This is a genomic window from Streptomyces sp. NPDC014861 (assembly GCF_043081625.1).
In the GTDB taxonomy this organism is placed as follows: Bacteria; Actinomycetota; Actinomycetes; order Streptomycetales; family Streptomycetaceae; genus Streptomyces.
This window is the reverse complement of sequence record NZ_JBIBWV010000032.1, coordinates 1-18,134: the sequence shown is the minus strand read 5'-3', so window position 1 is coordinate 18,134 and position 18,134 is coordinate 1. Positions and strand designations below refer to the sequence as shown.

13 protein-coding genes are annotated in these 18,134 nt (G+C 73.9%); 12 read left to right on the top strand and 1 reads right to left on the bottom strand.

Features of this window, described 5'->3' with window-relative positions:
- The first annotated feature begins 14 nt into the window (after window positions 1-14).
- From ACF1BN_RS35130 to ACF1BN_RS35115, 4 genes are all read left to right on the top strand, one after another.
- Window positions 15-4,040 carry a HAMP domain-containing protein gene (locus tag ACF1BN_RS35130; RefSeq protein WP_392335653.1) on the top strand — a complete coding sequence of 1,342 codons (4,026 nt, stop codon included), beginning with the start codon at window positions 15-17 and terminating at the stop codon, window positions 4,038-4,040.
- 268 nt (window positions 4,041-4,308) lie between these two features.
- A complete protein-coding gene (locus ACF1BN_RS35125; protein ID WP_392335652.1) occupies window positions 4,309-6,861 on the top strand; it encodes a SpoIIE family protein phosphatase in 2,553 nt (850 codons plus the stop codon).
- Between the two features lie 51 nt (window positions 6,862-6,912).
- Window positions 6,913-7,281 (top strand): STAS domain-containing protein, encoded by a 369-nt coding sequence (locus ACF1BN_RS35120; RefSeq protein ID WP_392335651.1) that lies wholly within the window; start codon window positions 6,913-6,915, stop codon window positions 7,279-7,281.
- A gap of 68 nt (window positions 7,282-7,349) precedes the next feature.
- Window positions 7,350-8,510 carry a PP2C family protein-serine/threonine phosphatase gene (locus ACF1BN_RS35115; protein ID WP_392335650.1) on the top strand — a complete coding sequence of 387 codons (1,161 nt, stop codon included), beginning with the start codon at window positions 7,350-7,352 and terminating at the stop codon, window positions 8,508-8,510.
- 134 nt (window positions 8,511-8,644) lie between these two features.
- On the opposite strand, the gene ACF1BN_RS35110 is transcribed toward ACF1BN_RS35115, so the two are convergent.
- Window positions 8,645-9,157: a MarR family winged helix-turn-helix transcriptional regulator gene (locus ACF1BN_RS35110; protein WP_392335649.1), complete on the bottom strand. Its 513-nt coding sequence runs from the start codon at window positions 9,155-9,157 to the stop codon at window positions 8,645-8,647.
- A 107-nt stretch (window positions 9,158-9,264) separates the two neighbouring features.
- Here ACF1BN_RS35110 and ACF1BN_RS35105 point away from each other — a divergent pair, with 107 nt between their 5' ends.
- The 8 genes from ACF1BN_RS35105 to ACF1BN_RS35070 all read left to right on the top strand — a co-directional run bounded on the left by ACF1BN_RS35105 (window position 9,265) and on the right by ACF1BN_RS35070 (window position 17,938).
- The gene (locus tag ACF1BN_RS35105) at window positions 9,265-10,476 is read left to right on the top strand and encodes a PP2C family protein-serine/threonine phosphatase (RefSeq protein ID WP_392335648.1); all 1,212 of its coding nucleotides are present in this window, start codon (window positions 9,265-9,267) and stop codon (window positions 10,474-10,476) included.
- Window positions 10,477-10,593: 117 nt separating this feature from the next.
- The gene (locus ACF1BN_RS35100; protein ID WP_392335647.1) at window positions 10,594-11,040 is read left to right on the top strand and encodes an ATP-binding protein; all 447 of its coding nucleotides are present in this window, start codon (window positions 10,594-10,596) and stop codon (window positions 11,038-11,040) included.
- A 293-nt stretch (window positions 11,041-11,333) separates the two neighbouring features.
- On the top strand, window positions 11,334-11,741 hold the full coding sequence (locus ACF1BN_RS35095; RefSeq protein ID WP_392335646.1) for an STAS domain-containing protein: 408 nt from the start codon (window positions 11,334-11,336) through the stop codon (window positions 11,739-11,741).
- On the top strand, window positions 11,738-13,951 hold the full coding sequence (locus ACF1BN_RS35090) for a SpoIIE family protein phosphatase (protein ID WP_392335645.1): 2,214 nt from the start codon (window positions 11,738-11,740) through the stop codon (window positions 13,949-13,951). The genes ACF1BN_RS35095 and ACF1BN_RS35090 overlap by 4 nt, the downstream gene beginning before the upstream one ends.
- Window positions 13,952-14,155: 204 nt before the next feature.
- Window positions 14,156-15,838 carry a PP2C family protein-serine/threonine phosphatase gene (locus ACF1BN_RS35085; RefSeq protein ID WP_392335644.1) on the top strand — a complete coding sequence of 561 codons (1,683 nt, stop codon included), beginning with the start codon at window positions 14,156-14,158 and terminating at the stop codon, window positions 15,836-15,838.
- Window positions 15,835-16,953, top strand: coding sequence for a B12-binding domain-containing protein (locus tag ACF1BN_RS35080; RefSeq protein ID WP_392335643.1), 1,119 nt, complete (start codon window positions 15,835-15,837; stop codon window positions 16,951-16,953). The genes ACF1BN_RS35085 and ACF1BN_RS35080 overlap by 4 nt, the downstream gene beginning before the upstream one ends.
- On the top strand, window positions 16,950-17,372 hold the full coding sequence (locus ACF1BN_RS35075) for an STAS domain-containing protein (protein WP_392335642.1): 423 nt from the start codon (window positions 16,950-16,952) through the stop codon (window positions 17,370-17,372). The genes ACF1BN_RS35080 and ACF1BN_RS35075 overlap by 4 nt, the downstream gene beginning before the upstream one ends.
- A gap of 140 nt (window positions 17,373-17,512) precedes the next feature.
- The gene (locus ACF1BN_RS35070) at window positions 17,513-17,938 is read left to right on the top strand and encodes an SsgA family sporulation/cell division regulator (RefSeq protein ID WP_392335641.1); all 426 of its coding nucleotides are present in this window, start codon (window positions 17,513-17,515) and stop codon (window positions 17,936-17,938) included.
- The last annotated feature ends 196 nt before the right edge of the window (window positions 17,939-18,134 follow it).

The following is an 18,134-nucleotide window of genomic DNA, read 5'->3' as shown; positions in this document are numbered from 1 at the left end:
ATTGAGGATGGGGCATGTCTGAGACGACGACCAAGGGCTCCCCGGACCGGGAGCGCTCCGGGCCGGCCGCAGTGGTCGAGCCTGAACTCCGCCAGCTCCTGGCCGGGCTCACGGCCGTGCGGGACGGCGACTTCGGCACCCGGCTGCCGGACGAGGCCGACGGACTGATGGGCGAGATCTCCCGGGTGTTCAACGGGATGGTGGACCAGCTGTCCGTGTTCACCTCCGAGGTGACGCGGGTGGCGCGGGAGGTCGGCACGGAGGGGACGCTCGGCGGGCAGGCCGCCGTGCCCGGTGTCTCCGGCACCTGGGCCGACCTGACCGACTCGGTCAACGCGATGGCCGGCAACCTCACCACGCAGGTCCGTGACATCGCCCAGGTGGCCACGGCGGTCGCAAAGGGCGACCTCTCCCAGAAGATCGACGTGGACGCCCGCGGCGAGATCCTGGAGCTGAAGAACACCATCAACACGATGGTCGACCAGCTCTCGGCCTTCGCCGACGAGGTCACGCGCATGGCCCGTGACGTGGGAACCGAGGGCATCCTCGGGGGACAGGCCGACGTGAAGGGCGTCTCCGGCACCTGGCGCGACCTGACCGACTCCGTCAACTCGATGGCGGGGAACCTCACCGCGCAGGTGCGGGCGATCGCCCACGTCGCCACCGCCGTCGCGGGCGGTGACCTGTCGAAGAAGGTCGACGTCGACGCCCGGGGCGAGATCCTGGAGCTGAAGACGACCATCAACACCATGGTCGACCAGCTCTCGGCCTTCGCCGACGAGGTGACCCGCGTCGCCCGGGAGGTCGGCACCGAGGGCAATCTCGGCGGCCAGGCCACCGTCCGGGGCGCCTCCGGCACCTGGAAGGACCTGACCGACAACGTCAACGTGATGGCGTCCAACCTCACCGGGCAGGTGCGTTCGATCGCCCAGGTCGCCACCGCCGTGGCCCGCGGCGACCTGTCCCGCCGCATCACCGTGGAGGCCAAGGGCGAGGTCGCGGCCCTCGCCGACACCATCAACACCATGGTGGACACCCTGTCGGCCTTCGCCGACGAGGTGACCCGGGTCGCCCGCGAGGTCGGCACCGAGGGCCGGCTCGGCGGCCAGGCCAGGGTGCCGAACGTCGCCGGCACCTGGAAGGACCTCACCGACAACGTCAACTCCATGGCGAACAACCTGACCGGCCAGGTCCGGAACATCGCCCAGGTCACCACCGCCGTCGCCAACGGCGACCTGTCGAAGAAGATCGACGTCGACGCCCGGGGCGAGATCCTGGAGCTGAAGACGACCATCAACACCATGGTCGACCAGCTGTCCTCCTTCGCGGCCGAGGTGACCCGGGTCGCCCGCGAGGTCGGCAGCGAGGGCCGCCTCGGCGGCCAGGCCGAGGTCGAGGGAGTCTCCGGCACCTGGAAGCGCCTGACCGAGAACGTCAACGAACTGGCGGGCAACCTCACCCGCCAGGTTCGCGCCATCGCCGAGGTCGCGAGCGCCGTCGCCGAGGGCGACCTCACCCGCTCCATCACCGTCGAGGCCTCGGGCGAGGTGGCCGAGCTCAAGGACAACATCAACGCCATGGTCGGCTCGCTGCGCGAGACGACCCGGGCCAACCAGGAGCAGGACTGGCTCAAGTCCAGCCTGGCCCGGATGTCCGCGCTGATGCAGGGCCACCGCGACCTGGCCGTCGTCGCCGAACTCGTCATGGACGAGCTCACCCCGCTCGTGGCCGCCCAGTACGGCGCCTTCTACCTCGCCGAGGAGGGCGGGGACGGCGTCGAGCTGGGACTCGTCGGCTCCTACGGACGCCCCGCCGACCGGGAACCGGTCCGCTTCCGGCTGGGCGAGTCGCTCGTCGGACAGGCCGCCCGAGGCCGGCGCACCATCGCCGCCGAGAACGTCCCCGCCGACTACGTCACGATCTCCTCGGGGCTCGGCAGCACGTCCCGGGGCAGCCTCGTGGTGCTGCCGGTCCTCGTCGAGGAACAGGTGCTCGGCGTCATCGAGCTGATGTCCTTCAGCCCCTTCACCTCCGTGCACCGGGACTTCCTGGAACAGCTCATGGAGACCGTCGGCGTCAACCTGAGCACCATCGTCGCCAACGCCCGCACCGACGAGCTCCTGGACGAGTCCCAGCGCCTGGCCGGCGAACTCCGCTCGCGCACCGAGGAACTCCAGGTGCGCCAGGAGGAGCTCCAGCTCTCCAACGCCGAGCTGGAGGAGAAGGCGGCCCTGCTCGCCACGCAGAACCGCGACATCGAGGCCAAGAACCTCCAGATCGAGCAGGCCCGGCAGGAGCTGGAGGACCGCGCCCAGCAGCTCGCCCTGGCCTCCACGTACAAGTCGGAGTTCCTGGCCAACATGAGCCACGAACTGCGCACCCCGCTCAACAGCCTGCTGATCCTGGCCCAGCTGCTGGCCCAGAACCCGACCCGCAACCTCACGGCCAAGCAGGTCGAGTACGCCGGCATCATCCACTCGGCCGGATCCGACCTGCTCCAGCTCATCAACGACATCCTCGACCTGTCCAAGGTGGAGGCCGGAAAGATGGACCTCAACCCGGAGCGCGTGCCCCTGCGCCGGCTCCTCGACTACGTCGAGGCCACCTTCCGCCCCCTCACCTCGCAGAAGAGCCTCGCCTTCGCGGTCTCCACGGCCGCCGGCGTCCCCGTCGACCTCGTCACCGACGACGCGCGGCTCCGTCAGGTGCTGCGCAACCTGCTGTCGAACGCCGTCAAGTTCACCGAGCACGGCAGCGTCGAGCTGCGCATCGAACCGGCCTCGGACGGCGAGCTGCCGGTGTCCGTCCGCCGCGGCGGCCCCGTCGTCGCCTTCCGCGTCACCGACACCGGCATCGGCATCGCCGCCGAGAACCTGGAGGCCATCTTCGGTGCCTTCCAGCAGGCCGACGGGACCACCAACCGCAAGTACGGCGGCACCGGCCTGGGCCTCTCCATCAGCCGGGAGATCGCCTACCTCCTCGGCGGTGCCCTCACGGTCACGAGCGTCCCCGGCGGGGGCAGCACCTTCACCTTCTACCTCCCCGTCACCCGCACCGACTTCACCGAGCAGCCCGACCCCGCCCTCCCGGCGGCGGACCCCGCCGAAGCGCTCGCCGCCCCAGCCCCGGCCCGCGGCGGCCCGCTCGCCCTGCCCGGCGCTCCGGTGGCCCGGCCGACCCGGCGCCTCCTCGTGATCGAGGAGCGCCCGCGCGGGCTGCTCGCCGTCGTCGCCGAGAACGCCGTCACGCAGCTCGCGGCCGACGGCGGGCACACGGAACAGGCGGACATCGAGCTGATCGCGGTCGTCGGCCCCCAGGAGGCGGCCTCCGCCCTCGCCACCCGCCCCTTCCACTGCGTCGTGCTCGACGTCGACATGGCGGACGGCGACGCCCTGCGGTTCCTGGACGCCATGGACGGCGACGAGGCGCTGCGCACGGTCCCCGTCCTCGCCCACAACAACCGCCGGCTCCCGGCCGAAGAAGAGGGCGCCCTCCAGGACCTCGCCCGCCGCCGCCCGCTGGAACTCCTCTCCAGCCTCGACGAGCTGCGCGAGCGGATCACCCTCCACCTGTCCGCGGAGCAGCCCGGCGACGTGGTGCCCCTGGTGCGCGGCGACCACCGGGCCCCCGCGCCCCGGGCCGTCGACACCACCCTGCGCGGCAGGACCGTCCTCGCCGTCGACGACGACGCCCGCAACCTCTACGCGCTCAGCGGCATCCTGGAGCTGCACGGCATCACCGTGCTGCACGCCGAGAACGGGCGGAAGGGGATCGAGACGCTCCTGGCGAACCCCGCCGTCGCGCTCGTCCTGATGGACGTGATGATGCCGGAGATGGACGGCTACACGGCCACCGCGCGGATCAGGGAGCTGCCGCAGTACGCGGACCTGCCCGTGATCGCCGTCACCGCGAAGGCCATGCCCGGCGACCGGGAGAAGAGCATCGCCTCCGGGGCCAGCGACTACGTCACCAAGCCCGTCGACGCCGACGAACTCATCGCCTGCGTCACCCGCTGGCTCGACGGCGGGGAGACCTCGTGACCGCCGCCGCGGCCCCGCCCCGCCCCTCGCACCCGACGGCTCCCGGCCGGACCGGCGCTCCCGGCCGGATCGCTTCTCCCGGCCGGACCGGCGCCCCATGCCGGTCCGGGGCCGCCCGTTCCGATGCCCACTGTCCGTCCGAGGCCCCCCGCCTGTCCGGCGCGGCCCTGGCTGACGTCCTCCGCCCGTCCGGGGCGGCCCCCACCGGCGCCGGCCGCCTCCGTACGCACGACGGCCCCGGCGCCGCCCCGACCGAGGAGGTGCCGAGGTGAACCACCCCCGTGTCCCGGGCGAGGACCCGATCACCGGCCTTCCCGAGGCGGGCACCGCCGAGCCCGCGTCCCCGGGCGGGGCGCCGGCCCCCGCCTCCGGTGTCGTGCTGCCCGCGGCGACCGGCGGCGTGGCACCCACGACCCCCGGCACCACCGACCCGCACCCCGCCGACGACGCGCCGGTCGTCCCCTTCGCACCGGTCGACGCGCCCGACGCCTCGGGTGACGGGCGGCTGGCCGCCACCGTCGAACGACTGCGCGGCGAGGTGCGCGCCGCGCACGCGGCGGCCGAGGGGCGCGCCCTGATCGAACTCGCCAAGGGCGTCATCGTCGAGCGTCTCGGCTGCGGCCCCGCCCAGGCGGCCCGCCAGCTCGCGGAGCTCGCCGACCGGGCAGGGCTCTCCCGTCTCGAACTGGCCGCGGACATCATCAACCAGGCGGCCCGGGACCGGATGGCGGAGGCCGCCGACGCGTTCGTACGGACGGCCGTCGCCGAGCCCGACACCACCGCCCCCGCCGCCTCGGTCGCCGTCCGCCTGCGTACGGCGGAGAGCGCGGCGCTCAGCGCCGGTGACACCCAGGCCGTCGCCGAGTCGCTGCTCAGACACGCCCTCGAACCCCTGGGCGCCGTCGCCGTGGCGATCTGGACCACCGGACCCGACACCTCGCTGAGCCTGCGCGGCCACGCCGGATTCGGCCCCGACGAGGCGGCCCGCTGGCACTACGTACCCCCGGGGGTGACCACAGCGGCCCGCCAGGCGCTCACCGGGCGCCGCACCGTCCGGTACCCCTCCCTGGCCGCCGCGGGCATCCCCTCGATCGGACGGGTGCGCCACCCCGAAGGCGGCCGGGTCGTCGTCCCCGCCGGGACCGGCGGCCGCATCCACGGAGTCCTGGAGATCTGCTGGGCCCGTCCGCTCGACCCCCTGCCCCAGGCAGTGGAGCGCCAGATCGAGGCCCTCGCCGAACTCTGCGCCCACACCCTGGAGACGCTGCCCGAAGCGTCGCCGGACGGTTTCCCCCCGGCCGACGGGGACGGTGCGTCGGCGCTGGCCGAGCTCGCCGACGGGCTCTACGACCCCGCCCTCGTCCTGACTCCTCATCTGGACGAGGCGGGGCGGCTCGTCGACTTCCGCGTCCGGCACGCCAACGCGCACTTCCAGGACCCGGCGGGACGCCCCCGCGGTTCCGTCGACGGCGCCCTGCTCCTGGAGGCCTACCCGGCGACGGCGGGCGGGAGCGAACTCTTCGACCGGATCGAGCGGGTCCACGCCACGGGCGAGCCGTTCCGCGCCCGCCGGGTCCGGCTCACCGCCCTGGTGGACGAGGTGGCGCTCGCCTCGCTCGCCGACATCAGCATCACCCGGTGCGGCGCCGCCGTCCTCCTCATCTGGCGCGTCGAGGACGAGTCGGCCCGTCTCGCCAGCCTCCTCCAGCACGCTCAGCGGCTCGGCCGGGTCGGCGCCTTCGAGGAGGACGTCGTCACCGGGGAGATCACCTGGCACGGCCAGCTCTTCGAACTCTTCGGCCGCAGGACGACGGAGCCGCCGGTCGCCCTGCGCGACCTCGCCGCGCACGCCCACCCCGACGACGCCGCCACGATCCGCCGTTTCCTCCAGAAGGTGCTGTACCAGCGCCGGGTGGGCTCCGCGGCCTTCCGCATGCTCCGCCACGACGGCGTCACACGGCACATCAGGGTGACGGCCGAACCCGCCCTGGGCACCGAAGGCGGGCTCCAGTCCGTCCGGGGCGCCTACCAGGACATCTCGGCCCAGCACTGGACCGAGGTGGCCCTCACGGCCACCCGCGACCGGCTGGCGGCGACGGAGGAGGCGGCCGAGGAACGCAACCGGCTCACCCTCCAGCTCCAGCACGCCATCATGCCGCCGGCCAAACCGCCGCTCGACGCGCCGGGGCTCGACGTCGCCGTCCGCTACCGTCCCGCCGAGTCGGAGTCCCTGGTCGGCGGCGACTGGTACGACGCGGTCGTCCTGCCGTCCAAGAAGGTGCTCCTGTGTGTCGGCGACGTCGCCGGCCACGGCGTGGAGGCCGCCACCGGGATGGTGGTGCTGCGCAACGCCCTGCGCGGCCTCGCCGTCACGGGCGCGGGCCCGGGGCAGCTGCTGTCCTGGCTCAACAGCGTCGCCCACCACCTCACGGCCCACGTCACGGCGACCGCCGTCTGCGGCGTCTACGACCCCGGGAGCCGTACCCTGCGCTGGGCGCGCGCCGGGCACCTCCCGCCGGTGCTGGTCCGCGGGGACGACGCCGTCGACCAGCCCCTCCTGCGCGGACTGCTGCTGGGGGCCCTCGCGGAGGCCGAGTACGAGGAGGCGGAGCTGCGGCTCGAACCGGGCGACACCGTGCTGATGTACACGGACGGGCTCGTCGAGCGGCGGGACACCGCCGTCCTCGACTCCGTCGCCCACCTGCTCACCGTCGCCAGGCAGCCGTCCGACAGCCTCGAACGCCGGCTGGACCAGCTGCTGGAGCGCAGCAAGTCGGACACCGACGACGACACGTGTGTGATCGGCGTCCAGGTCTCCTGACCCCTCCGCCCCACGACCGCCTCACCCCCCTTACACGGAAAGCAGGGAAACATGTCCGAGCGAGAACCGAACCTGGATGTCGACGTCGAGATCCGCGACGACCGCACGGCCGTGCTGACCGTGGAGGGCGAACTGGACATGGAGACGGCCGACCGGCTGGAGGACCGTCTGACGGAACAGTTCGGCCACGGAAGGCGTCGGCTCGTGCTGGACCTGTCCGCCCTCGACTTCATGGACTCCTCGGGGCTGAACGTCCTGCTCAGGGCGGTGAACAGGGCGCGGGCGACCGGCGGTGACCTGTATCTCGCCGCGCCGACGCCGGCCGTGCGGCGCATCCTGGAGATCACCGGCGTGACGGGTACGATCCCGCCGCACGAGCAAGTGTCGGACGCGCTGGCCGCGGCCGGCGGCGCGAGATAGCGGACGGGTGGGCCCGGTCCCCGTGCACGGGACAGGGCCCGCGGAAGAGGGAAGAGGAGAAGGAGACCGTGCGCGAGATCGCCGACATCGAGCAGGCGCTCCGCCGGGCGGCCCCGCACCGCCTCGTGGGCGTCGTCGAGGACGCCCTGCGGGAGCACTGCGGAGTGCTGCGGGTGGAACTCCGACTGGCCGACTACGGCCTGCGGACGCTCCAGCTGGTCGGGCACGACCCGGGATCGGATCCGTCGGTGCCGATCCACGACAGCCCCCAGGGACGCGCCTTCGAGGCCCAGGAGCCGTACGTCGTCAGGGAGTCCGGGGCGCTCCGGCTCCATCTGCCGGTCACCGTCCGGGGCGACCGGCTGGGGGTCCTGACGGCGGAGCTGCCGCCGCGGGGCGACCTCAGACCGCTGCTGCCCGCGCTCGCCCAGGTCTGCGAGGCGCTCGGGCACGAGATCCTGGTGGCCGAGCGCGACACGGACCTGTACGTCCTGGCCCGGCGCGCGACGCGGCTCACGCTCGCGGCGGAGATGCAGTGGCAGCTCCTGCCGGGCCGTTCCTGCGCCCGCCCCGAATTCGCCCTCGCCGCCCATCTGGAGCCCGCCTACGCCATCTTCGGCGACAACTACGACTGGTCCGTCTCGGACGGCCGGCTGACCCTGACGGTCACCAACGGCATGGGGGAGGGCATCGAGGCGGCCCTGCTGACGAACCTCGCGATCAGCGCGCTCCGCAACGCCCGCAGGGCCGGTCTCCCCCTGGCGGACCAGGCCGCGCTGGCCGACCAGGCGGTGTACGCCCAGTACCGGGGCAAGGCCTTCGTCTCGGTGCTGCTGCTCTGCTTCGACCTGGTCACGGGCGAGGTGGAGGCCGTGGACGCCGGTTCGCCGCGGCTGTGGCGCCAGCGCGGGCAGACGGTGGAGGCCATCGGTTTCGAGGCGCAGCTGCCCCTCGGCATGTTCGAGGACACCGTGTACGTCCCCGAGCGGTTCGCCGTGCGGCCGGGCGACCGGCTGCTCTTCGGCAGCGACGGCGTGTACGCGGCCGTCTCGCCCGCCGGGGAGAGCTACGGGGACCGGGCGCTGGCCCGCGCGCTACGGGGCACCCGTCTGCTGCCGCCCACGCTCGTGCCGCAGGCGGTGCTCCGGGAGCTCGCCCTCCACCACGGCACCGGCCCGCTGGAGGACGACGCCCTGGTCGTCTGCCTCGACTGGCACGGCGCCATGTGATCAGTTGCCGTGTGGCAACTGTATCCTTGAGGCAATACCTGACGGGGTGACCGGCAGAGCCCCGTCGAGGACGACCAGAGGTGGCAATGAGGACATGGGGTGTGCGCCCGGCCGGAGCCGGCGTCGCGCGGGGATCAGGCCGAACTGACGTCCTTCAGTGGCGTGCGGGACGGTGAGGAGGCGGCCGCTCCGCCCCCTTCCACGGCCTCGTGGAACCCGGTGAGCCCCCGCAGCAGCGCCTTGCGGTTCGTCGGCGACATGTCCCCGATGACCGCGAGCAGGGCCTCCTCGCGCTGGGCCCTGAGGTCCCTCAGGTACGCCTTGCCGTGCGCCGTCAGGTGCAGCTCCAGCTGCCGCCGGCTCACGGGACTCGGCAGCCGCTGCACGAAGCCCAGCGCCTCCAGCCGGTCGCACATGCGGCTCACCGAGGGCGGCGCGGAGCCGAGCAGCTCGCCCAGGGTCCGCAGGCTGATGCCCTCCTCGCGGTCCAGGCTGTACAGCACGCGCAGCTGACTCGCCGAGACCGGTGTCGAGGACACCATGTCCCGGCCGCGCTCCCACAGCACCTCCAGCAGCTCGATCAGCTCCCGGGCGGCCTCGGCCGCCTGCTGCGGTTCCTTCGGCGACGGGGCGGGGTTGCTGCTCATGACTGCCGACACTCCTCGGACGTCCGGGGCCGGGGACACCGCCCTCGCGACGGACCTGTCATCTCCACAACTCTCCAGAAGGCGGTACGGATCCGGTGGATCGACACGTGACAGTGGAAGGCGCACTGCGCGGGGCGGCACCACACCTCCTCCTGGACTCCCTCCGTACCAGTCTCGCGCACCTGTACGCCGCGACCTCCGCCGACCTGCTGCTCGTCGACTACGGATTCACGACCCTGCGCCCCGTGGAGCCCGTACAGACACCTGCCGGGATGCCTCACGTGCCCGTGGACGCGGGCCCCGCCGGCCGCGTCTTCCACACCCAGCAACCATATCTTTTCCGTGATGTCGGCCCCACGGCGACCGCGTACCTCCCCGTCACGGTCCGCGGGGACCGGTTCGGCGTCCTCGTCGTCGACCTGCCCGCCGACCGGTCCGGCCCGCAGACCACCGCGAGCCTCGCCCGCGTCGCCGAGACCCTCGGGCACTCCCTGCGCGTCGCCGACCGCCACACCGACCTCTACCGCCGCACCCGCAGGACACACGCCCTCAGCGTCGCTGGGGAGATGCAGTGGGACACCCTGCCCGGCCGGGCCTGCACCGGACCGGCCTTCGACCTCCACGCCCACTGGGAGCCCGCCTACACCTCCGGCGGTCACCTCCTGGACTGGAGCGCGACCGAACGGGAACTGCTGGTCGTCGTCGCCGACGGCGCCGGGCCCGGCACCCCGGCCGCCCTGGCGAGCACCCTCGCCCTGACGGCCATCCGCAACGCCCGGCGGGCCGGACTCGACCTGGTGACGCAGGCCAGCCTCACCGACCAGGCCCTCTACGGGCAGTACCGCGGGACGCACCCGCTCGCGGCCCTGCTCCTCCGGCTCGACCTGACCACCGGCGAGGCCGAGGTCGTGGACGCCGGATCGCCGGCGCTCTGGCACATCCGCCCCACCGGGACCGAACGCGTCGAACTGGACCGCCAACTGCCCCTGGGCATGTTCGAGGACACCGTCTACGCCACGCAGCGCCTGCGCCTCCTGCCCGGCGACCGCCTGGTCTTCGTCGCCCACGGCACCGGAGAGCCCGCGGGCGGCGGTGGGCACGAGGCACCGGACGGCCCCGTCGCCCGCGCCCTCGCCGGCGACGGCCGCCCGAACGGCGCGGACGTCCCCCGGGCCGTCGTACGGGCGCTGCGCGAAGGCCCCCGCGGGGTGCCGGACGCCGTCCTCGTACTCTGTCTCGACTGGCACGGCCACGGGGCCGGGAAACCGGACACGGGCCCGCTCGGGGAACCCGCACCACCCCCGCCGGCGTCCCCCTGAGGTACCGCCCGGCGGGTGCGATCCGAGATGCCGGCGGTGTGGGAACCGCGAAGTGGGGAAAGGCGGGTACCAGAAGCCAACCCGCCGACCCATCCGGAAGAGGGGAGTACGAGCGCCATGACGGACGCGATCATCGCGGAGCGCGCCCTACCGGAGCCCCTGCTGTCCGCGGGGGCCGTCTACGACGACGGCTCCGGAGGCGGGGCCATCGCCGCAGCCCGCGCCTTCACAGCCGATTTCCTCGAGAAGGCGACGGCCGTGCTGCCGGCACCGGTCGAGAACGAGCGCGTCGAACTCGCGCAACTGGTGGTCAGTGAACTGGTCACCAACGCCATCCGGCACACCGCCGGCCCCTGCCGGCTCCTCCTCGAACTGGGCCGCGACGCCCTGGAGATCTCGGTCTTCGACCAGGAGGCCGCCGCCCCCGTACCCCGGGGACACGACCCGCGCCGCATCGGTCAGCACGGCGTCGAGATCGTCGTCGCCGTCTGCGAGAGCCTGACGGTGGAGCCCGCGCCCGAGGGGAAGCGGGTCCGCGCCCGCCTCTCCCTCCTGCCGGAGTAGCACGGCGGCGGATCCGCCGGACCGGCGGCCTGTGCCCGACGCACCGGCACCCCGCCGATGCACCGGCACCCCGCCGGCTCCATCGGCGGCCCGACGCACCGGGACACCGCCCGCCCCGCGGGCCCCACCGGCCCCACCGGCCCCGCAAGGAAGAACCGACGCCGGAAACACACCGAATCCCACACCTCCGCCATGAATCCGGAGCATCGGGGAACGCGGAAGGGCACAGTGGTGTCCTCGTCGCCCCAGGCCGGGGACATCCCACCATCAGGCACACACGGAGGAAGTCGAGGGTGTTCTCGGTCGACATCGGGCAGGAGGAGCGGGGCACGGTGCTGGTGCTCCGCGGTGAACTGGACTTCGACAGCGCCGTCCAACTGGACGAGGCCTGTCGGACGGGCCTGGCACCCGGCAGCGGGGAAGGGCCCGTCGTCGCCGACCTCGCCGCCCTGACCTTCTGCGACTCCAGCGGCATCAGCGCCCTGCTGCGGCTCTACCGCCACCTCTCCGCCCACGGCAGATCCCTCGGACTCGCCGCCGTACCCCGCACCGTCCAGCGCCTGCTCACCCTGACGGGCCTGGACCAGATCTTCGCCGTGCACGCCGACGCGCGCGAGGCATTCGCCGCCGGACCGGACCGGCCGGACACCGCACCCGGAGCCGGAACACCGGCGCGACCGCACAGGAAAGAGACCGCATGATGCGCGTACCGGGTCAGCACCCCCACCGGCCCGATCCGGCGCAGGACACCGGTCGCGCCGCCGTCGCCCCGGTCGAGGACGACCTCAGAGCGCTCTTCGGCGAATCCACCGCCGTCTTCGCCTCCCTCGCCGGACCGGCCCACATGATCGAGAGCGCCAACCCCGCCTTCTTCGAGGCGATCGGCGCCGGCCCCCGGGCCCGCACCGGCGTCCCCCTCGGACACCTGCTGCCCGAACCCGCCGGCCAGGGACTCATCGGCCTGCTCGACCGCGTCTACCGGTCGGGCGCCCCCCGCACCGGCCGCGACGCCCGGGTCCTCCTCGCCGACGGCGCCGAGTCCCGGGAGGCCTTCTTCGACTTCAGCTACGAGCCGCGCGTCGACTCCGGCGGCAACGTCACCGGCGTCCGGGTCATCGGCGTGGAGACCACACAGGTCAAGCAGGCCCAGCGGTTCACGGCGGAACACCGCGTGCTCCTGGAACAGATCGCCCGGCAGGCCCCGCTGAACGAGGTCCTGGACGGAATGGCCCGCGCGATAGAGGAACTGTCGCCCGAGGACCTCGTCGTCTCCGTCCTCCTCGCCGACCACGAGGGCCGGCGCCTCCTCCACGGCGCGGCCCCCAGCCTCCCCGACTTCTACAACCGGGCCGTCGACGGCATCGGCATCGGCGAGGGCGTGGGGTCCTGCGGCACCGCCGCGCACCGCCGCGAGCCCGTCGTCGTCGGCGACATCGCCACCGACCCCCTGTGGGACGACTTCCGCGACCTGGCGCGCCGGGCCGGCCTGTCCGCCTGCTGGTCCACCCCCGTCCTGGGCCGCGACGGCGCCCTCCTGGGCACCTTCGCGATGTACCACCGCACCCCGAGGCTCCCGCAGCCGGCCGACCTCGCCCTCGCCCGCCTCTTCGCCGACACCGCCGCGCTCGCCGTGGAGCGGCAGCGGGAGGAGGCGGCCCGCAGAGCCGCCGAGACCCGCGAACGGGCCGCCCGCGAGGACCTCGCCTTCCTCCTGCGGGCCGGCACCGCCCTCACCGCCGACCTCGACGCCGTCCAGACCCTGGAGCGCCTGGCCGCCTCCTGCGCCCCGCGCCTGGCACCGCTGTGCGCCGTCGACGTCGTCGAGAACGGACGCCTGCGCCGCGTCGCCACGGCCGCCCCCGACGAACGCAGCCGACAGGTCCTCGGCTCCCACATCCCCGTCTACGACGCCGACGACGACGCCGTCGCCCGGGTCCTCGCCACCCGCGTGAGCGAGATCGCCCGGCGCGCCCCCACCGGACCCGGCCCCTGGCAGGACCTCGGCGTCACGGGCTACCTCTGCGTCCCGCTGCTCGACCGCGGCACCGCCTTCGGCACCGTGACCCTGCTCTCCACCGAGAAGGAGCCCTTCGACGGGCACCGGGTGGCCCTCGCCGAGGAACTCGCCCGCCGCGCCGCCTCCGCCGCCCGCAACGCCCGCCAGTACACCCACCGGGTCACCCTCGCCCGGGACCTCCAGGCCGGGCTGCTCATGCCGGAACTCCCCGACGTGCCCGGCGCGGACGTCGCCACCTCCTACCACCCCGCCGGCGAGGGCCTCGACATCGGCGGCGACTTCTACGACGTCTTCCCGCTCGGCGGCGACCGGTGGGCGTTCCTCCTCGGCGACGTCTGCGGACGCGGCGCCATCGCCGCCACGACCACCGCACTCGTCCGCCACACCGCCCGCGCCGTCGCCCCCCTCCTGCCCGGCCCCGCGGACGTCGTCGCGGCCGTCAACCGTGCCCTCGTCAACCGCCCGGGCAGCCACGGCACCGGCTTCGTCACCCTCGTCTACGGCACGCTCACCCTTGCCGGCCGCGGACTGGACGTCGAACTCGTCCGCGCCGGCCACACCCTGCCCCTCCACCTCGACGCCCACCACACCACCCGGACCGTCGACGCCCCCGGATCCCTGCTCGGCATCTCCGCCGACACCGACGTCGTCGCCCGCACCCTCCACCTCGCCCCGCACGAGAGCCTGCTGCTGTACACGGACGGCATCACGGAGGCCAGGGACGGCACGGGCGAGCAGTTCGGCGAGGACCGCCTCGCCGAGGCCGTCGCCGGCACCCCGCCCCGCCCCTCGTCCCAGACGCTCATCGACGCCCTCACCCGGGCGGTACGGGATTTCACCGGGGGACAGGACATCGACGACGACCGGGCCGTCCTCGTCCTCACTGCCACATGACAAACGTCTCCGGTGAAGACCGTCACATGGCAACCGCCTGCGGTGAAGCCCCTGTGCCGGAATCGTGGGGATACTGCGGGGAAGCGCCGGGTACGTACCGGAGGAGAGGGGTTCACTTGCTCTGAGGCGCCCACTCCGCAAGGGTGGAAGGACGAGTTGTCGTCGAGTCGGGAAGGTGGCGGGCCCGCACACGCGGCCACGCTTATGACTGTTTTCGAAGACGAGTCCGGTCGCTCCCGGGAGGCCCCGGGAGCGGCGGGCACCTCCTGGCTCGGGTCGCCGCACCCCGCCGTGGTGGCGGACCGCCACGGCGGGGTCGTGGAGTTCAACGCCGCCGCGGCCGACCTCTTCCCCCGGATGAGGGTCGGTACGTGGCTCGACGAGGTCGTCCCGGGTTGGCTCGCGGACGCCCACCGGCGCCTCGCCGACCCGCCCCGCACCCCGGTCGGCGCGGCACCGGCGCGCAAGGGCCCCGCCCCGCTGCGCGGCAGTCACGACGGCCGCCTCCTGAGAGCCCACCCCACCGAGGCCGACCACGGCGACGTCGCCTGGTGGCTCGTCGACGACTCCGACCTGACGGCCGCGCAGGACGCCCTGCGGACCGAACGGGAGCGCCACGAGCTCCTGGCCGAGGCGTCCACCCAGCTGCTGGCCTCGCTCAACCCCGACCGCTGCCTGGAGAAGGCCGCCCTCCTCGCCGCCGCCCACCTCGGTGACGCCGCCCTCGTCGTCTCCCCGCCCGTGCGGAACAGATACACGGTGGTCACCGCGATGGGCGGCGGCTTCGAGCGGGCCCAACTCGCTCTCGACCCCTCCCTCGTACCGGGTCTCGCCGAGGCCCTTCAGGGCTTCCCGCCGGTGCCCGCCCGCTGGATCGACCCGGCCGAGCTGCCCTCCTGGGCCGTGCCCGAGGGCTTCGGAGGAACCCCCGGATCGGTCGCCATCACCCCACTGCCCGGACACGGCGTGCCCGCGGGAGCCCTGATCCTGCTGCGACGCGGCGGACGACGGGCCTTCGACGCCTCCGAGGAACTCTTCGCCCGCCTCTTCGCCGCCCGCGCCGGCGCCGCCCTCTCGGCCGCGCGCCTCTACGCGGAGCAGGCCCGCATCACCCGCGCCCTGATCGCCGAACTCCTCCCGCCGCAGCTCCACCACGTCGGGGGCGTCGACTTCGCCGGCGGCTACCGCACCTCCCAGGACACCGAGCGGATCGGCGGCGACTTCTACGACGTGCACCCCGGCACCGAGGACGGCCGGGAGACGCTCGCCGTCCTCGGCGACGTCTGCGGCAAGGGACTGGACGCCGCCGTGCTCACGGGCAGGATCCGCAGCACCGTCCACGCCCTGCTCCCCCTCGCGGGCGACCACCAGGACGTCCTGCGGCTGCTCAACGGCGCCCTGCTGACCGCCCGCCACACCCGCTTCGCCACCATGGTCCTGGCCTCGGTACGGCGCACCGGCGGCACCGTGCGACTCCGGCTCACCAGCGCGGGCCACCCCCGCCCCCTCATCCTGCGCGCCACCGGCGAGGTGGAGGAGGCGGACACCGGCGGCACCCTGGTGGGTGCCCTTCCCGACGTCACCAGCCGGTCCGCGACCGTCCACCTGTCGCCCGGCGAGACCTGCCTGCTCTACACCGACGGGATCACCGAGGCGCGCGGCGGACCGCTCGGCTCGGCCATGTTCGGCGAGGACCGGCTGCGCTCCGCGCTCACCGAGTGCGTGGGTCTCCCGGCCGAGGCGGTCGTCGAGCGCGTGCAGATGATCGCCGGGGACTGGGTGGGCCGCGGCCCCCACGACGACATGGCGGTCGTCGCCATCACCGCGCCGCACACCCATCACCTCTCGGCGGTGAACGGCCACACACGGGGCAGGTACACCGGATGAGCACGCAGACCCCGACCCCCACCACGCCCTCCACCACCGGCCTCGCCGCCACCCGCCGACAGCTGTGGGCGGCCCTGGAAGCGCGGGACGAGCGGGCCGCCGCCGAGGCCGTCCTCGGCGCCCACGACGCCGGCGTCCCGGCCGAGGAACTCCTCCTGGACGTGATCGGCCCCGTCCAGGCACGCATCGGCGCCGAATGGGCCGCCGACCGCATCGGGGTCGCTCAGGAGCACGCCGCGACGGCCATCCAGGACCGTGTCGTCGCCGCCCTCGCCCGCCGCACGGCGGACGCGCCGGCCCCCCGGCCGGAGAACGGGACGGCGCCCCGGCGCGTCACCGTCGCCTGCGTCGACGGCGAGTGGCACGCCCTGCCCGCCCGCCTCCTCGCCGAGGTCCTGCGCGGCCGGGGCTTCCACGTCGACTACCTCGGGGCACACGTCCCCACCCCCCACCTCATCGCCCATCTGCACCAGACCGGCACCGACGTCGTCGCCCTCTCCTCCTCGCTGCCGCTCCGGCTCCCGACCGCCCACGCCGCCGTGACCGCCGTCCAGGCCATCGGCCTCCCCGTCCTCGTCGGCGGAGCCGCCTTCGGACCCGACGGCCGGTACGCCCGCCTGCTGGGCGCCGACGGATGGGCACCGGACGCCCGCGCCGCCGCCCGCCTGCTCGCCTCCGGCCCCCCTCCGCCGGACGCGGCACGGCCGACGACCACCGACCACCTGCCCCATCTCGCCGACCAGGAGTACACCCTGGTCACGCGCGCCCGCACCCAGCTCGTCCGGCACGTCCTCCAGGGCCTGGAGAAGACGGTTCCGGCCATGGCCGCGTACACCGACCGGCAGCGGGAGCGGACCGCCGAGGACATCGCCCACATCGTCGACTTCCTCGGGGCGTCCCTCTACACCGACGACGCCGAGCTGTTCACCGGCTTCGTCACCTGGACCGCCGGGATCCTCGGCGTCCGAGGCGTCCCCGCCCCCGCCCTCGTCGCCGCCCTCGACCTGCTGGCCGAAGCCCAGCACGACTTCCCCCGCGCGCGGGCGCACCTCGCCGCAGGCCGCCGCGCCCTCCTCCGCGTACCCGCCCCAACGGCCCCAGGACCCCGCTCGTGAACCACCCCGACCCCACCTTCGAACTCAAGGCCGTCGCCACGCCCGACGGGGTGCTGCGCATGACGCTCACCGGCGAGCTGGCCTGGGACAGCGCCGAGGAACTGCTGGACGCGGCACGCCCCCACCTCGTCCCGGGACGGTCCCACCCCGGCCCGGACGCCGCCCCCACGGACCTCCACGTCGACTGCTCCGGACTGACCCTGTGCGACTCCATGGGCCTGTCCGCCCTGCTGACGCTCCACCGGCTCGCCGCGGCCGCGGGCGCCCGGCTGCACCTCGACGACAGACCGCCCCTCCTCGACCGGCTGCTCCTGCTCACCGGGACGTACGAGCACCTGACGGGCCGGTCCGAGTCCGCCGGCCCCGACGGGGACACCCCGAGCGGTACGGCGGAGCATCCCCGCCCCGTCGGCCCCTGAGTCCTTCCTTCCTCCACGGCCTTCACCGAACCGTTACCTCATCGGCACATCCGCCACGGTGATACGAGGTGTAACAGCGAAGGGACGGGTCAAGCGGACACCGCACCCGCACGCTGACAGCCCCTCAGCCGGAGGACCCCATGTACGAGCACCCCGCCGCGCCGCTCCCCGCGCCGCGCGTCCTCACCCAGCCGATGGCCATGGAACTGCTCACCGCGGACCTGGCGGTCCGCGTCGACACCACCGTCGGCTACGACTCCCGCGACCCGCACGCCCTGAGCGTCGCCTTCCACCTCCTGGGCGAGGAGCCCGTGGTGTGGCGCGTCGACCGCGAGATGGTCCTCACCGGATCGCTGCGGCCCACCGGAGACGGCGAGGTCCAGCTCTGCCCCGCCCCCGGCGGAGGACTCCTCCTCAGCCTCGGACCGGCGGGCGGGCGCGCCGTCGTCCGCTGCGAGCAGGAGGCGCTCGCCCGCGTCGTGCGCGAGACCTTCGTCCTGGTGCCCCAGGGCACCGAGGAACGCCACCTCGACTGGGGACCGCTGCTCGCGTCCCTCAGGACCTGAGGTCGAGGACAGTTCCGACCCACGTGAGAATTCGTGGGTGTGGACCGGAGGACTCCGGGTAGGCGGGCTGGCACGGGGCCAGGCATCCCGGTTCGGGATTCAGTGGAGAGGGGATGGGTGTGTCGGTCACCACGATGGCGGGTGCTGGTGTGGGTGTGGGTGTGGGGGCGCTGCCGTGGATCGCGGACACGTCGGC

What these genes read in the sequence shown, in the direction of transcription:
- ACF1BN_RS35100 (WP_392335647.1), top strand. Translation starts at nt 10,594, where the DNA reads ATGACGGACGCGATCATCGCGGAGCGCGCCCTACCGGAGCCCCTGCTG.
- ACF1BN_RS35090 (WP_392335645.1), top strand. Translation starts at nt 11,738, where the DNA reads ATGATGCGCGTACCGGGTCAGCACCCCCACCGGCCCGATCCGGCGCAG.
- ACF1BN_RS35080 (WP_392335643.1), top strand. Translation starts at nt 15,835, where the DNA reads ATGAGCACGCAGACCCCGACCCCCACCACGCCCTCCACCACCGGCCTC.
- ACF1BN_RS35110 (WP_392335649.1), bottom strand. Translation starts at nt 9,157, where the DNA reads ATGAGCAGCAACCCCGCCCCGTCGCCGAAGGAACCGCAGCAGGCGGCC.
- ACF1BN_RS35120 (WP_392335651.1), top strand. Translation starts at nt 6,913, where the DNA reads ATGTCCGAGCGAGAACCGAACCTGGATGTCGACGTCGAGATCCGCGAC.
- ACF1BN_RS35070 (WP_392335641.1), top strand. Translation starts at nt 17,513, where the DNA reads ATGTACGAGCACCCCGCCGCGCCGCTCCCCGCGCCGCGCGTCCTCACC.
- ACF1BN_RS35085 (WP_392335644.1), top strand. Translation starts at nt 14,156, where the DNA reads ATGACTGTTTTCGAAGACGAGTCCGGTCGCTCCCGGGAGGCCCCGGGA.
- ACF1BN_RS35130 (WP_392335653.1), top strand. Translation starts at nt 15, where the DNA reads ATGTCTGAGACGACGACCAAGGGCTCCCCGGACCGGGAGCGCTCCGGG.